The organism is Acinetobacter sp. LF10 (assembly GCF_048585715.1).
Classification (GTDB): domain Bacteria; phylum Pseudomonadota; class Gammaproteobacteria; order Pseudomonadales; family Moraxellaceae; genus Acinetobacter.
Genome location: NZ_CP184160.1, coordinates 1,069,699 through 1,084,737 on the forward strand (window position 1 = coordinate 1,069,699; position 15,039 = coordinate 1,084,737).

The following is a 15,039-nucleotide window of genomic DNA, read 5'->3' on the forward strand; positions in this document are numbered from 1 at the left end:
ATACAAATATAAAAAAGCTCGCTTAGGCGAGCTTTTTTACGTTCGTTCTATATTGGGACTAACTCTTAGGGCATCAAATTTTAATTCTGGAAGTGATTTATTTTCTCCCATCATGTACGGGTGGTCAGCCAATGACAACATATCCAGATCTTCTTCGCTATTTCCATAAGCATAGATATATTGATAGTCCTCTAAATTGTATTGTTGCAAAATCCGTAATTTTTTCTGTTCACGGCTACAATCTTGAGAGCGATAACGACCCGTTAAAGTACCATTCTTAATTTCTGTTTGGGTGCAAATCAACTCAATATTAAGCAATTCACATATTGGTGCTAAATATAAATCGACTGATGCAGAAACAAGAACAATATGATCACCACGCTGTTGATGGAGATAAAGCTGTTTTAGTAAAGCTGGATCTAATTGTTTTATTAATTTTTGCGCATATTCATAAACCAAATTTTCTACAAATGTGGCGGAGATACCTTCAAACATCGTTTGAAATAATCGAGGTCTCATCGCATGTGCAGGATATAAGCGTAAATAATAGGCTTGAATCCAAGGCAATATAATTAAGCCTTTTTTTACAATGTGACGCTTTGATAGGGTAAAGAAAATAAACCCTGTAAAACTATCTTTAGGATAGAGCGTGCCATCAAAGTCAAATAAAGCAAGATTTATAGTTTTATGCGTTTGGCTCTTTGCATGCATGTCTCATATCGTCCATTTACACGGCTTGCAAACCAGTTTGTATTGTAATCACGACTCAGTTTTGGTCCTGAAATAACGACTTGTGGCATGGTTGCATAAATTGGTTCTTTTTTGGTTTTATTTTGATATAGCTTTTGTACAGCTAAATAAGTTTGAGTATCTTCAAATTTTTTCTCTTTCTCTTTTTTCAAATCATCACGAATTTGGCGTGGTGTCACTAAAATATTATTTTGAGCAAAAACAGCGATGAGCTCTTTTTCACTTTGGCTTTGGGTTGATTTCACATCGCCATCTTTATTGTAAAGTAATAGATCACCATCGAGACTGATTTCAGTCTTGGTGAGCGCATTTAACATGCTTTGAAACGCTGCATTTCGACTTGAGTAAACACCAGAATTGTAGTCTGCAAAGCGATAGATTGCTTTGTCATAATCAGCAGGATATTCCATTAAGCGATGAATACCATAATATAATCCACCATATTGGGTATACAGATCATTGCGTAGCTCAGCAATGCTACCACTTTGGCGTTTATGTTCTTTGGCGTAATTAATATGAACTTGCATTGAACCCAATGTTGTAATTGGATTCATTTTTTCCCCGATATCTTGTCCAACGAGTTTCGCTGCACCCGTTAATGCACTGACATGATAATGTTTTGACATGTAGTCGAAAATCTCACGGTAGAGCAAATCCAGCTCGCGCTCGGTTTTAACTTTACGCATTTGACTCATGTAATTATTTTCTGGAGATGGTTGGTTTTTGAGTACGTCCTCAAAATAGCCTGCGACTGTTCCGCCGATGGTTTCACCCAACTTTGCTTCAAATTTTTCTTTGAGTCGGGTATTAATCTCTTGTACTGCTTTTTCCCCAAGTCCAGGTACGGCAGGGTCAGCAACAAAATTTGATTCCTGATCAACAACTGCAACAATACTGCACACATTCTGCTTTGTTTTAGGAATATCGAGTTGTTGCATGATATCAAAGATATCTTTTGCCCACGATTGACGATCATTTACACGGGGAGGAATGACCTTTTTAATCTGTTCTGCTTCCATTTCTGGTTCTTTACCATTAGACCACCATGCTTTATCTCCACAAGCTGATAAACTGAGACATGCAGTAATGATGCTAACAATTTTTAATAAAGGACGAGTAGGGAATGATTTATTCATAATCAGAACAACACCACATAATAAAGATGAGTCAAATGGGCGAATGAAGTATACTATGTTGCTCAGAATTTGTAAGAATATATATGTATATTGGTTCATATCAACTGTCAAATAATTTGATTGTTGCGCCTATGGCAGGTGTAACGGATAGACCCTTTAGGACACTGTGTAAATACTTTGGTGCAGGTCATGCCGTCAGTGAAATGATGACGGCTGATAAAACCCTGCGTATGAGTAAGAAAAGTTTATATCGGGCAAATTTTGATGGCGAACTTGCGCCAATTTCAGCACAAATCGCGGGTTCTGACCCAGAGCAACTCGCGGAAGCTGCTCGTTATCAAGCCGCTAACGGCGCGCAAATTGTTGATATTAATATGGGTTGCCCAGCCAAAAAAGTCTGTAATAAACTTGCAGGCTCCGCTTTGTTACAAGATGAGGACTTGGTTGCTCGTATTTTAGATACCGTGGTGGCTGCGGTTGATGTGCCTGTGACTTTAAAAACTCGATTGGGTTTTTTAAATGGACATGAAAATATTTTGCGTGTGGCAAAACGTGCTGAAGAATCAGGAATTGCAGCTTTAGCCTTACATGGTCGTACGCGTGAAGATATGTATTTGAACACAGCGCGTTATGAGCTGATTAAGCAGGTAAAAGAATTGATTGATATTCCATTGATTGCCAATGGTGATATTGATAGCCCTGAGAAAGCCAAATATGTTTTAGATTATACAGGTGCAGACGCGATTATGATTGGGCGTGCAGCACAGGGACGACCTTGGATCTTTAGAGAAATAGCACATTACTTAAAAACAGGTGAACACTTGGCAGCGCCTGATATTGCTGAAGTGAAAACTGTACTGTTAGGACATTTGGCTGAACTTTATCAATTCTATGGTGAATACTCAGGTTGTCGTATTGCACGCAAGCATATTGCTTGGTACACCAAAGGTTTACGTTCGAGTAATGAATTTCGCCAAAATATGTATAAAGTGGAAAATACTGCTGATCAGGCAAAAGTTGTAGAGGCATATTTTGATCAATTGCTTGATCTAGGGCAGCGTATGAGTGATGTGCAAGTTGAACAAGTTAATTTACTAGACATTAAATAGTGATGTGATTTTTATTCGTTTAAAAGCCTGTAATAATGGGTTTCATTACAGGCTTTTAATTATTCCAAATGTGCAGTGATTTTTTGCAGAATTTGAAAGATCACATCAAATTCACTTTGTAGAGGAGTGCTTTTACGAGTGACTAAAGCCAATGTGCGACTCGGGGCATCTTCAATTGATTTTACTGCAATCTCTTCATTGAAATGAATCATGCTGTTTTTCAAGGCAATTTCAGGTAGCAGTGTAAAGCCAAGATCTGACGACACCATTTCCACTAAAGTTGGAAGTGAGCTTGCCTTCAAACGATGATCATTTTTGCGCTCACCCACAGGGCAGGCACTTAAGGTGTGATCTCGTAAACAATGACCTTCTTCGAGTAGCATCAGACGTGATAAATCCAAATCATCTAGTGAGTTTGCATTCTCAGCATTCTTGTCATTTTTATTGTAGACAACAAATAAGTTTTCTTTTGTGACTTCAGCAACTTTTAACCCACGCGTATCGAAAGGGAGCGCAAGCACAATCATATCTAAATTGCCATGTTCTAGCTTTTCTACGATTTTCTCACTTTGAGCTTCATGTAAATGAAGCTGAATCTTCGGCAGTTGTCGATGCACTTCATCAAGTAGTTGAGTCAAAATAAATGGTGCAATCGTAGGAATAATACCGAGATGTAAATCACCTGTTAACGGTTCACTCATTTCTCTACTTAGGCGCATTAAATCTTGTGCATCGGCAAGTAATACTCGTGCACGTGCAACGACTTGTTCACCTAAAGGGGTTAAACGAACGTTTTGACGATCACGCTCAACTAGGACGCCACCTAAGAGGCGCTCTAGTTCCATGATACCACCCGACAAAGTAGACTGAGTGACAAATGACCGGCGCGCAGCTTCAGTAAAATGTAAAGTTTCTGACAACGTAACTAAATACGATAGCTGTCTTAATGAGGGTAATGCAGCCATAGAGTCCTAGTGTGATGATCTAAAGTGATGAGCAAACAAACCGCTAAGTTGTGGAATGAAGTGAGCAGGAATATCATGCCCCATTCCTTGAATTAATTCAAATTTAGCACCAGAAATCGCCTTTGCAACAGCTTTCCCGTGACTTGGTGGTAATAAACGATCTTTTGAACCATGTACAACCAAAGTCGGTTGAGTAATATTTTTGTTCAATGGTAACAAAGAACCTGTACATAATATTGCTAAAAACTGTTGAAGTACACCCGCTGGGTAAAAACTACGGCGATATAGTTTACGAATGGTTTGAATTGCTTCAACTTGATTCACATAACCTGGTGATCCAATAATATGAAATACTTTCAAACTATGATTCACAATCGCATCTTCGTCATGTGCTTCAGGTTTACCTAATAAACTGAAAAGTTGTTTTGGAAACGGTGGTGGTAGGAAGGGTTGATTATTACTAGTAAATAATAATCCTACTTTCTCAACTTTTTCTGGATATTTCGCTGCCACGATTTGAGAGATCATGCCACCCATTGAAGCGCCTATGAGATATGTTTTTTCAAGCCCCAATTGGTCGATTAACATCGAAACATCGTCAGCCATATCATATAAAGTATAGGGTGCACCTTCGTTACCAAGCCCGACGATGAAGCGACTCATGAGTTTCATAGTATTGAGGCGTTTTCGTTTTTCACGAATTTTTGAAGATAAACCAATATCACGATTATCGAAACGGATAACGCGAAAGCCTTGATCAATCAATGATTTACAAAAGAAGTCAGGCCAAAACAGCATTTGAGCACCTAAACCCATAATCAATAGAATTGTTGGGTGTTCTGGATTGCCGCCCATTTCAACATGCAGTTCAATACCATTACCTAAAGTGACTTTGGTTTCTTGCATAAATGGAGCATAAGGTGACACATTAAATTGTAAAGCACTGTTCATGGCATTCATTCCGAATTGAATTCTTTTTATAGAATTAGAGTCTGCTAGAAATTCCTTTCTCTACAGACTCTAATTTAAACCTTAAACTTGTGCTGGAATCAAGTCTGGAACAAGTTTGGTTAAAGTTAAACGTTGTTTGCTTGCGGTCGCACCTAAAAGCACAAAACCTCTTAATGTGCCTTCATCATCTGCTGCTCTAGCAAGCATACCATCTTCAAACTCTTCAGTTTCCCAACTCACATCCACACCAATTGGTGCTGGTAATACAGTTAATGGTGCAGCGGGTGTTTTTACCGCAACTGGCATTGCAGGGTAGTGTACAGCAGTACTTTGACCGCTCAGTGTTTTTGCTAATGCACGTGCTTGTTGCATGATTGGCATGACATATGGCAGTAATGTTCCATTCACTTCTGCACAGTCTCCAACAGCGTAAATATCTGCTTGATTAGTCTCAAGTAAGGTATTGGTAATAATACCGCGACTTGTTTGGATGTCTGCAGCTTTTGCTAAAGATATATTTGGCTGTAAACCAATCGCTGAAAGAACGATATCTGCGATTAAAGTCTGACCTGTTGCCAAAGTCACTTCGTAATCTTCACCATCATTGATTTTTGTTACTTTTTCAACAGTGGTCGACAATGCGAATTTAATACCCGCTTGTTCTAAGTTTGTTTTAAATGCTTCAGCAACGTGATTTGGTAGCAAGCGACCAAGTGGTTGTGGTGCAAGATCAATCACAGTGACATCGTAATTGCTATGTAATAAATCATTGGCAAATTCACAACCAATTAACCCAGCACCTAGAATCACAACGCGTTTATCTTTACGCTTTGCTAAATTTTCACGGAATGTACGGTAGTCGATCAAGGAGTTCACGACATGAATATCATCACTACCATCACCAGCAATTGCTAAACGAATTGGATTTGCACCCACTGCAAGGACCAGTTTTGAATAGGGTTGAGTGAAAATTTCACCATTTTTTTCTAAAGCGATTTCATGTTGTTCAGCATTAATTTCTTTCACCAAGGTTTCAGCTTCAATACGCATATTCAGTTGCGTTGCCATTTTAGCTGCATCACCTAGAGCAATTTGTTCAGGTGCTTTATTCCCTGCAAAGGCATTAGATAATGTTGGTTTTGCATAATTTACCGCATCATCTGCGCAGATCATAACGAGTTCTTGTTCTGGGCTTAGTTTGCGAAACTCACGTGCAACAGTATAGCCTGCCATGCCCGATCCGATGATGACGATAGGATGCATTATATTCTCCAGTATTTCTTTCAATAAAAACAAACGATAGGAAAAAAAAGACCATGATCATGATCACGGTCTTTTAGATCTATTTAGATTTCAATCATTTCAAAATCAGCTTTTGAAACGCCGCAATCTGGGCAAGTCCAATCATCAGGGATATCTTCCCATTTGGTACCTGCTGCAATGCCGTCTTGTGGCCAACCATCTGCTTCGTCGTAAATCCACCCACAAACGATACATTGATATTTTTTCATGTGACTCTCCAAACTGATAGGTATGCTCAAATTGCCTTTCAGTAAAACTATTCCATAATGTCGCTACGATCGCTGCAATACAACAAACTTTTGTTGATCAGGAGTTAGATTTTTACGCAGAACGCCATTTAAGTAAAGTAAATGCAAGAGTTTAATCATTTATGTAAAAAGTGGAATGGCAATTTGTTCTGAAAGTCTTGTTATTTGAGCAATTACTCTAATTTTTGTAGATATGTATATGCTTATAGCATTTTAAAAACAGTAAAAGTATAAATACAGAGTGGGTGAAAAATAACCATTTAAAATTAAAAGATCAAAAATAACACCAAAATTATGGAGAAAACAAAAATGCAGACCTTATCTTATGGAATTGAAATTCATGCTTCTAAACAAAAAGTTTGGGAGATTTTATGGCAAAAAGAAACTTATCAAGCGTGGACGCAATTTTTTTCTTGCAACTCGACCATGCAATCAGAATGGAAAGTAGGCGGTAAAACCTATTTCTATGATGATAAGGGAGATGGCATGATTTCAACAATCGAACGTTTAGATGAACCTAATGTGATTATTTTTAAACATATCGGGATGATTCAAGATGGAGAGGAAGATACTGAAAGTGAAGATGTAAAATCTTGGGCAGGTGCATTAGAAAAGTACATGTTATTTGATTTGGATGACGTTACTCAACTCTATGTAGAAGTGGATATTCAACCCGAATATATTGAAATGATGAATCAAGGATTTGAAAAAGGGTTAGCTTTGGTTAAACAACTCGCCGAGCAATAAAATCACTTTTGCCGTACATTTATTGCAAGATCGGCGTACTATTTTTGCTTGGAAATGGATAAATCTTTGCTTTTTTCGCCTTTGTGGTACTGAAATGATGCGAAAATGGGCTGTGATCTGCTATCCTATGCCACTTCAATTTTACTTAGATCGAGGCAGAGATGACGCAGCAAAACGCTCAATCGACTTCTGAACAAACACTTTCCGAAAACGATTTAATCGCACAGCGTCATGCCAAATTAAAGCAAATCCAAGAGACTGCCAAACAAACAGGTAAGAGTCCTTGGCCGAATACGTTTAAACGTGAGCACTATACGGGTGACTTACAAGAACAATTTAAAGATCAAGATAAAGCACAAATCGAAGGTGCTGAAAAAGTTTATGTAAAAGTCGCGGGTCGTGTCATGTTGAACCGTGGGTCATTTATTGTGATCCAAGATATGACAGGTCGTATCCAACTGTATGTGGATCGTAAAGGTTTGCCAGCAGACGTTTTAGAAACGATTAAAAGCTTAGACCTTGGCGATATTATTGCTGCTGAAGGTTATATTGGTCGCTCTGGTAAAGGTGATTTATATGTACACCTTGAAGGTTTTGAATTATTAACCAAATCACTTCGTCCGCTTCCAGATAAATTCCACGGTTTAACGGATACTGAAGCGAAATATCGCAAGCGTTATTTAGATTTGATCGTCAACGAAGAAACACGTAAAACCTTTGAAATTCGTGCCAAAGTGGTTGCAGGTATTCGTGCATTCTTGACCAATGAACGTTTCATGGAAGTTGAAACGCCAATGATGCATATCATTCCGGGTGGTGCATCGGCTAGACCATTTGTAACGCATCATAATGCTTTAGATATGGAACTCTATTTGCGTATCGCGCCAGAGCTCTATTTAAAGCGCCTTGTAGTAGGTGGTTTTGAGCGTGTGTTTGAAATTAACCGTAATTTCCGTAATGAAGGGGTGTCAACACGTCATAACCCTGAATTTACTATGATCGAGTTTTATCAAGCATATGCTGATTATAAAGATTTGATGGCATTGACTGAAAACATGCTCGAGAAATTGGCGATCGACATTTTAGGTTCTACCGATTTGCCTTATGGTGATGAAGTGTATAGCTTCAAAGGGCCATTCAAGAAAATTTCAATGTTTGATGCTATTCTTGAACATAATCCTGATTTCACACCTGAAAATGTGAATGATCGTGAGTTCTTAGCTAAATTTACTCAAGATGTGTTGAAAGAAAAAGTGAAGCCAGGTTTCGGTTTAGGTAAATTGCAGACGATTGTCTTCGAAGAAACTGTAGAAACGAAACTACGTCAGCCGACATTCATTACAGAATACCCTGCTGAAACTTCACCACTTGCGCGCCGTAATGATGATAATCCTCATATTACAGATCGTTTTGAGTTCTTTATTGGCGGTCGTGAATTAGCCAATGGTTTCTCTGAGTTAAATGACCCGATTGATCAAGCGGAACGTTTCCAAGCACAGGTTGAGGAAAAAGACGCAGGTGATGATGAAGCGATGCATTATGATGCAGACTTTATTGAAGCATTAGAATATGGTTTACCGCCTACAGCAGGTCAAGGGATTGGTATTGATCGTTTAGTCATGCTATTTGCCAACGCACCAAGTATTCGTGATGTATTATTGTTCCCACACATGCGTCGTAAAGATTAATTTTAAGTTAAATAAAAATAGCCACATCTGATTTGTGGCTATTTTTTTATCTGTACTTTATTGATTATTTTGTTTGCAGTTCTTTTGCGAGTTTTTCAGCGGCTTGCATGATTTTAGGTGTTAACTCACCCATTTGTTGCTGACCAATTTTCAGACTTTTTTGCATTACAATAGGTAATTTATTAATTGTCGATTGACCAACAGGTGTTTTATAAAATTCAAGCATGCCGTTGATTTCTTCTTGGGTAAATTCTTCAACATAGAGTTGAATCATTTCAGGCTCTAATTTAGCCCAAGTAAAATCCTGTTTTACAATGTTTGCAATGTCTTGATTAAAATTCTCAATGGCTTTCTTTTGTTTAGCATTGAGTTCTTGTCCTTGAGTGGCTTGTTCAATACTTGAAGCCATAATTTGGTGGACATATTGGCTTGATTGATCGATTAACTGTTCAGATTTAGTGACTTTTAATAGCTCTTTTACTGACTCTTTTGATGCCTGTTGAGCAAAAGTAGGCATGGAAATCACTGTGCCGATTATAAGGCTTAGAATAAACTTTCTCATTATCTAGTTTCAATGTTGCTATAGAAAGCCTAGATGGTACTCAGTCATCTCTTTTATTGTCAATTTCTTATTGGATGTTAATAAGTGTAATTGTTTGGATTGATGATTGAAAAACGTGCATAAAAAAACGATGATGTGCTAATGAATAAATTTGAGAACAGTTAGGGTATGTTTGTAAAAAAAACACTTTATATCGCATTATTTTCGGCTATTTCAGCTACTACTTTTGCACAAGGGCTTGTATTGAATGATGCAAACTTACGCACTGACTTAAATTGGTTAAATCAGCAAGGTGTTATACAAATCAGCACTTCAACTTGGCCGTTGAGTAGTGACGAAATTCAACATGCTTTATCTCAAGCAAAGGTCAGTAATAATACACAGCAAAAAGTGATCAATTCTGTACTAAATGCACTCCAGACTGATAATGAAACAGTAAAACTTGGTTTGCATGCAGACACAGATATTAAAACAATTCCTCAAACATTTGCTGATAATCAAAAATCACAATATCAGGTATCGGTCGAATTTAATGCAGGCGCTGAGAATTGGGATGCCAAGCTACGGATCAATGCTGAGAAAGATCCTTTAATTGATAATGGTCATGATGCCAATATTGAAGGCTCTTATATTGCAGGTAAATTGTGGAATCAATGGGTCGTTGCTGGTCAAATCCCTACTTATTGGGGGCCTGGACATGATGGAAGTTTGATCCGTGGTGATGCTAGTCGTCCTGTTTATGGGGTGACTGTTCAAAGAGCAAATCAAAATGCATTTGAATCAAAATGGTTATCATGGATTGGACCTTGGCAGTATCAAGCTTTTGCGGGTCAATTAGATGACTACAAAGCAGTCCCTGATGCGAAACTCATTGGTTTGCGTTTAACAGCTCATCCATTTCCAGCATTAGAAATCGGAGCTTCCCGTGCTATTCAATGGGGCGGTGATGGTCGATCTGAGAGTTTAAGCTCACTGTGGGATGCCTTTACAGGAACAAAAGATAATGGTGGGACGGGCAAAGCCGATCCATCTAATCAAATTGCAGGATTTGATGGTCGGCTATTTTTACAACCTTTATTGAACGTTCCAGTCAGTTTGTATGGTCAATTTATTGGTGAAGATGAAGCCGGTGGATTACCTGCAAAATATATGTACCTCGGTGGTGCAGATTTTTCTTCAATTTATAAAGATATGCCATATCAATTATATGCAGAATGGGCTGACACGCGTACCAATGGCGAGGTAAGACGTATTTCTTATGCCCATACTATTTATAAAGACGGCTATTACCAGCACGGTTTCCCATTAGGACATGCAATTGGTGGTGATGGGCAGACATATTCTATTGGTGGCGATATTCGTTTTGATGTGATGAATCGTCTAAGTGGACGTGTACTTTATGCCAAAGTGAATGAATCTAACTTGTTAATTAATGAGGCCTTTCCAAAACAAGATACCTTAAAAGGTTTAGATTTAACATGGACACATTATTTAAAGCCAACGATTCCATTGAAAATTAATGGTTGGGTGAGTGACTCGGATCTCAATGGTCGTGATGGTGGTCTTTCAGTCGGTGTAGAAATTCCATTAGAAAAGAATATGTTCCGTTTCTAACAAGTTTGAGTAAAAAAGAAGCCGACAATGGCTTCTTTTTTTGACCGTATTTTAGGTGTTTTAAAGTCGTGATCTTCTGTTTTGTTGCTATTCATATCACAATTTTGCATATTGATATGAAAAAAAAAGCTAAAGAAGCCGTTCTAAATTATTATAATGGATAAACTTTACTAGATTGCTCATTTGTCCACTAGTAAGAATATCGATATCACGAAAAATTGGAGTTGTTATGATACTCGTTCCTCCACACGGTCTTCCAAGTGGTGGTTTAATACCACTTATAGATTTTATGGGTCACATTGATAAGTGGGGATATGTACATGACTGAAAATAGATTAACGCACCTCAAGCAACTTGAGGCAGAAAGTATTCATATTATTCGTGAAGTTGCAGCTGAATTTGAAAATCCAGTGATGCTTTATTCAATTGGTAAAGATTCAGCAGTCATGTTACATCTTGCCTTGAAAGCATTTTATCCTGCTAAACTTCCTTTTCCACTCCTGCATGTAGATACAGGTTGGAAGTTTAAAGACATGATCACGTTCCGTGACAACATGGCAAAAACTCATGGCTTTGATTTGATCGTACAACAGAACAAAGAAGGTCGTGATGCAGGGATTAACCCATTTGATCATGGTAGTTCAAAATATACCGATATCATGAAAACTCAGGGTTTAAAACAAGCATTAGATAAATATCAGTTTGATGCTGCGTTTGGTGGTGCGCGCCGTGATGAGGAAAAATCCCGTGCGAAAGAACGTGTTTATTCATTCCGTGATACGAAGCATCGTTGGGATCCAAAAAACCAACGTCCAGAACTTTGGAATCTTTACAATGGTAAAGTGAACAAAGGTGAAAGCATTCGTGTTTTCCCTCTATCTAACTGGACTGAGTTAGATATTTGGCAGTATATCTATTTAGAAAATATTCAACTTGTTCCTCTTTACTTTTCAGCTGTACGTCCAGTTGTAGAGCGTAGCGGTACGTTAATCATGGTCGATGATGAGCGTATGCGTTTAAAGGAGGGTGAAGTTCCTCAAATGAAATCGGTACGTTTCCGTACACTTGGTTGTTACCCATTAACTGGTGCAGTTGAGTCTGAGGCGGATACATTGCCTGAAATTATCCAAGAAATGCTTTTGGCTACCAGCTCAGAGCGTCAGGGTCGTATGATTGACCATGATGAAGCTGGCTCAATGGAAAAGAAAAAGCAGGAAGGTTATTTCTAATTTTCTTAAGCAAGTCCCTCTTTTAAAAGAGGGATTTAGGGAAATTACAAAATTCGATTTCAAATTTTGTGGAGTTTTGAGCAATGTCTCATCAATCAGATCTTATTAGCCAAGATATTTTGGCATATTTAAAACAGCACGAAAATAAAGACCTTTTGCGCTTCTTGACTTGCGGTAACGTCGATGATGGTAAGTCAACGCTAATTGGTCGTTTACTTTATGATTCAAAGTTGATCTATGAAGATCAATTACAAGCGGTAACACGTGACAGTAAAAAAGTAGGAACGACTGGTGATGCGCCTGATCTTGCTTTACTTGTTGATGGTTTACAAGCTGAACGTGAACAGGGGATTACGATTGATGTAGCTTATCGTTATTTCTCAACTGAAAAACGTAAGTTCATCATTGCAGATACACCAGGACATGAACAATATACCCGTAACATGGCAACGGGTGCATCAACTGCTGATCTCGCGATTATTTTGATTGATGCGCGTTATGGCGTACAAACACAAACTCGTCGTCATACTTTTATTGCAAGCTTACTCGGTATCAAGAATATCGTTGTTGCGATTAATAAAATGGACTTGGTTGAGTTTTCTGAAGCACGTTTTAATGAAATTCAAGTTGAATATGATGCATTCTTAAGCCAACTTGGTGATCGTCGTCCAGAGAATATTTTATTCGTTCCGATTTCGGCATTGAATGGCGATAACGTCGTTAATCCATCTGCAAGTACGCCGTGGTACAAGGGTCAAACCTTGATGAGCATTCTTGAATCGGTGGAAATTAAACGCGAATCAAATAAAAATGAATTCCGTTTCCCTGTTCAGTATGTAAATCGTCCAAACCTTGATTTCCGTGGTTTTGCGGGTACGATTGCGCTTGGTGAAATCAACGTTGGTGATGAAATCGTTGCCTTACCTTCAGGTAAAAAATCAACGGTTAAAGAAATTGTGACCTTTGATGGGAATCTTGAACAAGCAATTGCAGGTCAAGCGGTTACTTTAACGTTAAATGATGAAATTGATATTTCACGTGGTAATGTTTTAGTTCGTGCAGGTGAACAACCTCTTATTTCGCGTAGTGTTCGTGCATCTGTTGTATGGATGAATGAACATCCTTTAGTGAAAGGTAAATTGTATAACCTTAAAATCGGTACTCAAACTGTTCCTGCAAAAGTCAGTGCGATCAATTACCGTGTCAACGTAAATACACTTGAACATACTCAAGTTGAAGAAATTGAGTTAAATGCGATTGCAGATCTTGTGATTGAGTTTGATGCTCCAGTGGTATTTGACCAATATCAAGATAGCCGTTATACAGGTTCGTTGATCTTTATTGACCGCTTGAGCAACGTGACTGTTGGTGCGGGGATGATTGAAGCCGCAGTAGAATGGACTGCGCATAGTAATCCTGTGACAGCGGAAGATCGTGCTGCTCGCTTAGGTCAGAAACCTGCTGTGATTGGTATTTCTGCGCAGTTAATCGAGAATGCACAAGCTTTAGAAAGTTTGTTGATTCAACAAGGTGTCGTTGCGATTGCGAAAGCTGGATTGACGACTGAGCAAACTGTTTTATTGCGTGAAACAGGTGTAGTGGTTATTACAACAACTGTTGATGGTACTGATACGGATATCACTGCTGAAACAGTTGAAGAAGCAGCTGAAAAAATCGTGGAGTTAGTTCGTCTTTAATAGCTTGGACTGACTTCTAAAAGCCTGCTTATGCAGGCTTTTTTATTTTATAAATTCGAGATTTATATGTTTGAAGGTTCTTGATTCTTCGATTTAATTTAAAAATAGTGATAAATATATCGGGCTGATATTTTTTTATTCTGTTTTGAAATGTCTTTTATGAGACAATAGTTCTTTGAATTATTGTCTAAGGACTCCCATGACTGAGCAAACTCCTGAATATTTAAGCGATATCGAAATTTTAGACATTTTACAGTCTATGAAAAAAGATAAGCTTGATGCAGAAGCGAACGAAATCATCCGTAATGGGGGTAAGGCCGGGCGTCAAGAAGCGCACAAGCAAGCTTTGGTTGCACTGAATACAAGTTTTGAAGATAAATTTGTAGAAGCCGTAACACTTGCATTAGGTTTAAATTCTGGACAAGCGAAAAAAATTCGTTATAAAAAAGATCGTATTCGTATTTTAAAAGTGCGAGGTATTGATTATCTTGCGATTGATGGGGCTGAAACAGCTCAAGTTCTGTCTCAAGTTGCTCAAGCAATTGTGCGTGAAGATTCAATAGTGACTCACGATCTACATAACATCTTTCCATTTTGGAAAGAAGGATGGCCAATGGTTCAGTTCGATAATGCATATAAAATCCTGTCAGAAGACATTGCAATTCATTATCAAGCTACATTAGATCAATTAATTTCACTATATGGTGGAAATTAAATTTTCTACGAAATCAAAATAAATTATTATAAATAACAAGGATGTTAAATTTATGAGTTTCAATATAGAGATGCCACGTGAGGCTCTAGATGCTTTAAGAGCAGGTCAGTTGATAGATGCAATCAAAATTACTCGTGAGAAAACAGGTCTTGGGTTGAAAGAATCTAAAGACTTGGTCGAACGATATTTAAAAGAGCATCCACAAGAGCAAGCGCTAATTCAGGAGCAGTTAGCCCAACGCAGTCGTGGCGGAATCCAAATCTTTATTTTGATTTTCATCATATTGGTGATTTTAGTTTGGTTTTTGACCAGATAAATTAAGCCCT

At 38.1% G+C, this 15,039-nt stretch carries 15 protein-coding genes; 8 read left to right on the plus strand and 7 right to left on the minus strand.

What is annotated here, in order from left to right; all coding sequences use genetic code 11:
- Positions 1-36 precede the first annotated feature (36 nt).
- Positions 37-711, minus strand: coding sequence for an HAD-IB family hydrolase (locus ACN19N_RS05135; RefSeq protein ID WP_420002108.1), 675 nt, complete (start codon positions 709-711; stop codon positions 37-39).
- Positions 678-1,886: a DUF1615 domain-containing protein gene (locus ACN19N_RS05140; RefSeq protein WP_420002109.1), complete on the minus strand. Its 1,209-nt coding sequence runs from the start codon at positions 1,884-1,886 to the stop codon at positions 678-680. The genes ACN19N_RS05135 and ACN19N_RS05140 overlap by 34 nt, the downstream gene beginning before the upstream one ends.
- Before the next feature lie 83 nt (positions 1,887-1,969).
- Here ACN19N_RS05140 and dusB point away from each other — a divergent pair, with 83 nt between their 5' ends.
- Complete coding sequence (gene dusB, locus ACN19N_RS05145; protein WP_420002110.1) at positions 1,970-2,995, plus strand: tRNA dihydrouridine synthase DusB; 1,026 nt, start codon at positions 1,970-1,972, stop codon at positions 2,993-2,995.
- A 59-nt stretch (positions 2,996-3,054) separates the two neighbouring features.
- Here the strand turns inward: dusB and oxyR are convergent, their stop codons facing one another.
- From oxyR to rubA, 4 genes are all read right to left on the minus strand, one after another.
- Positions 3,055-3,960, minus strand: coding sequence for a LysR family transcriptional regulator OxyR (gene oxyR, locus ACN19N_RS05150; RefSeq protein ID WP_420002111.1), 906 nt, complete (start codon positions 3,958-3,960; stop codon positions 3,055-3,057).
- Between the two features lie 6 nt (positions 3,961-3,966).
- Complete coding sequence (gene estB / locus ACN19N_RS05155) at positions 3,967-4,911, minus strand: esterase EstB (RefSeq protein WP_046739706.1); 945 nt, start codon at positions 4,909-4,911, stop codon at positions 3,967-3,969.
- Positions 4,912-4,992: 81 nt separating this feature from the next.
- A complete protein-coding gene (gene rubB, locus ACN19N_RS05160) occupies positions 4,993-6,174 on the minus strand; it encodes a rubredoxin reductase RubB (protein ID WP_269228343.1) in 1,182 nt (393 codons plus the stop codon).
- Between the two features lie 83 nt (positions 6,175-6,257).
- Positions 6,258-6,422 (minus strand): rubredoxin RubA, encoded by a 165-nt coding sequence (gene rubA / locus ACN19N_RS05165; protein ID WP_004663059.1) that lies wholly within the window; start codon positions 6,420-6,422, stop codon positions 6,258-6,260.
- Positions 6,423-6,770: 348 nt separating this feature from the next.
- Here rubA and ACN19N_RS05170 point away from each other — a divergent pair, with 348 nt between their 5' ends.
- Positions 6,771-7,208, plus strand: a complete 438-nt coding sequence (locus ACN19N_RS05170; RefSeq protein WP_420002112.1) for an SRPBCC family protein — start codon at positions 6,771-6,773, stop codon at positions 7,206-7,208.
- A gap of 161 nt (positions 7,209-7,369) precedes the next feature.
- A complete protein-coding gene (lysS, locus tag ACN19N_RS05175; protein ID WP_420002113.1) occupies positions 7,370-8,896 on the plus strand; it encodes a lysine--tRNA ligase in 1,527 nt (508 codons plus the stop codon).
- Between the two features lie 64 nt (positions 8,897-8,960).
- Here the strand turns inward: lysS and ACN19N_RS05180 are convergent, their stop codons facing one another.
- Positions 8,961-9,458 carry a DUF2059 domain-containing protein gene (locus ACN19N_RS05180; protein ID WP_420002114.1) on the minus strand — a complete coding sequence of 166 codons (498 nt, stop codon included), beginning with the start codon at positions 9,456-9,458 and terminating at the stop codon, positions 8,961-8,963.
- Positions 9,459-9,626: 168 nt separating this feature from the next.
- Between ACN19N_RS05180 and ACN19N_RS05185 the strand changes: the two genes are divergently transcribed.
- The 5 genes from ACN19N_RS05185 to ACN19N_RS05205 all read left to right on the plus strand — a co-directional run bounded on the left by ACN19N_RS05185 (position 9,627) and on the right by ACN19N_RS05205 (position 15,029).
- Positions 9,627-11,072 (plus strand): capsule assembly Wzi family protein, encoded by a 1,446-nt coding sequence (locus tag ACN19N_RS05185; RefSeq protein WP_420002115.1) that lies wholly within the window; start codon positions 9,627-9,629, stop codon positions 11,070-11,072.
- Positions 11,073-11,392: 320 nt separating this feature from the next.
- Positions 11,393-12,301, plus strand: coding sequence for a sulfate adenylyltransferase subunit CysD (cysD, locus tag ACN19N_RS05190; RefSeq protein ID WP_269228339.1), 909 nt, complete (start codon positions 11,393-11,395; stop codon positions 12,299-12,301).
- Positions 12,302-12,384: 83 nt separating this feature from the next.
- Positions 12,385-13,998, plus strand: coding sequence for a sulfate adenylyltransferase subunit CysN (gene cysN, locus ACN19N_RS05195; protein WP_420002116.1), 1,614 nt, complete (start codon positions 12,385-12,387; stop codon positions 13,996-13,998).
- Between the two features lie 199 nt (positions 13,999-14,197).
- Positions 14,198-14,713, plus strand: a complete 516-nt coding sequence (locus ACN19N_RS05200) for a hypothetical protein (RefSeq protein WP_004663047.1) — start codon at positions 14,198-14,200, stop codon at positions 14,711-14,713.
- Positions 14,714-14,765: 52 nt separating this feature from the next.
- On the plus strand, positions 14,766-15,029 hold the full coding sequence (locus tag ACN19N_RS05205; protein WP_269228336.1) for a ribosomal protein L7/L12: 264 nt from the start codon (positions 14,766-14,768) through the stop codon (positions 15,027-15,029).
- The last annotated feature ends 10 nt before the right edge of the window (positions 15,030-15,039 follow it).

Bases quoted from the DNA above. Each gene is read 5' to 3' on its own strand.
- ACN19N_RS05135 (WP_420002108.1), bottom strand. From the start codon at position 711: ATGCATGCAAAGAGCCAAACGCATAAAACTATAAATCTTGCTTTATTT.
- ACN19N_RS05140 (WP_420002109.1), bottom strand. From the start codon at position 1,886: ATGAATAAATCATTCCCTACTCGTCCTTTATTAAAAATTGTTAGCATC.
- dusB (WP_420002110.1), top strand. From the start codon at position 1,970: ATGTATATTGGTTCATATCAACTGTCAAATAATTTGATTGTTGCGCCT.
- oxyR (WP_420002111.1), bottom strand. From the start codon at position 3,960: ATGGCTGCATTACCCTCATTAAGACAGCTATCGTATTTAGTTACGTTG.
- estB (WP_046739706.1), bottom strand. From the start codon at position 4,911: ATGAACAGTGCTTTACAATTTAATGTGTCACCTTATGCTCCATTTATG.
- rubB (WP_269228343.1), bottom strand. From the start codon at position 6,174: ATGCATCCTATCGTCATCATCGGATCGGGCATGGCAGGCTATACTGTT.
- rubA (WP_004663059.1), bottom strand. From the start codon at position 6,422: ATGAAAAAATATCAATGTATCGTTTGTGGGTGGATTTACGACGAAGCA.
- ACN19N_RS05170 (WP_420002112.1), top strand. From the start codon at position 6,771: ATGCAGACCTTATCTTATGGAATTGAAATTCATGCTTCTAAACAAAAA.
- lysS (WP_420002113.1), top strand. From the start codon at position 7,370: ATGACGCAGCAAAACGCTCAATCGACTTCTGAACAAACACTTTCCGAA.
- ACN19N_RS05180 (WP_420002114.1), bottom strand. From the start codon at position 9,458: ATGAGAAAGTTTATTCTAAGCCTTATAATCGGCACAGTGATTTCCATG.
- ACN19N_RS05185 (WP_420002115.1), top strand. From the start codon at position 9,627: ATGTTTGTAAAAAAAACACTTTATATCGCATTATTTTCGGCTATTTCA.
- cysD (WP_269228339.1), top strand. From the start codon at position 11,393: ATGACTGAAAATAGATTAACGCACCTCAAGCAACTTGAGGCAGAAAGT.
- cysN (WP_420002116.1), top strand. From the start codon at position 12,385: ATGTCTCATCAATCAGATCTTATTAGCCAAGATATTTTGGCATATTTA.
- ACN19N_RS05200 (WP_004663047.1), top strand. From the start codon at position 14,198: ATGACTGAGCAAACTCCTGAATATTTAAGCGATATCGAAATTTTAGAC.
- ACN19N_RS05205 (WP_269228336.1), top strand. From the start codon at position 14,766: ATGAGTTTCAATATAGAGATGCCACGTGAGGCTCTAGATGCTTTAAGA.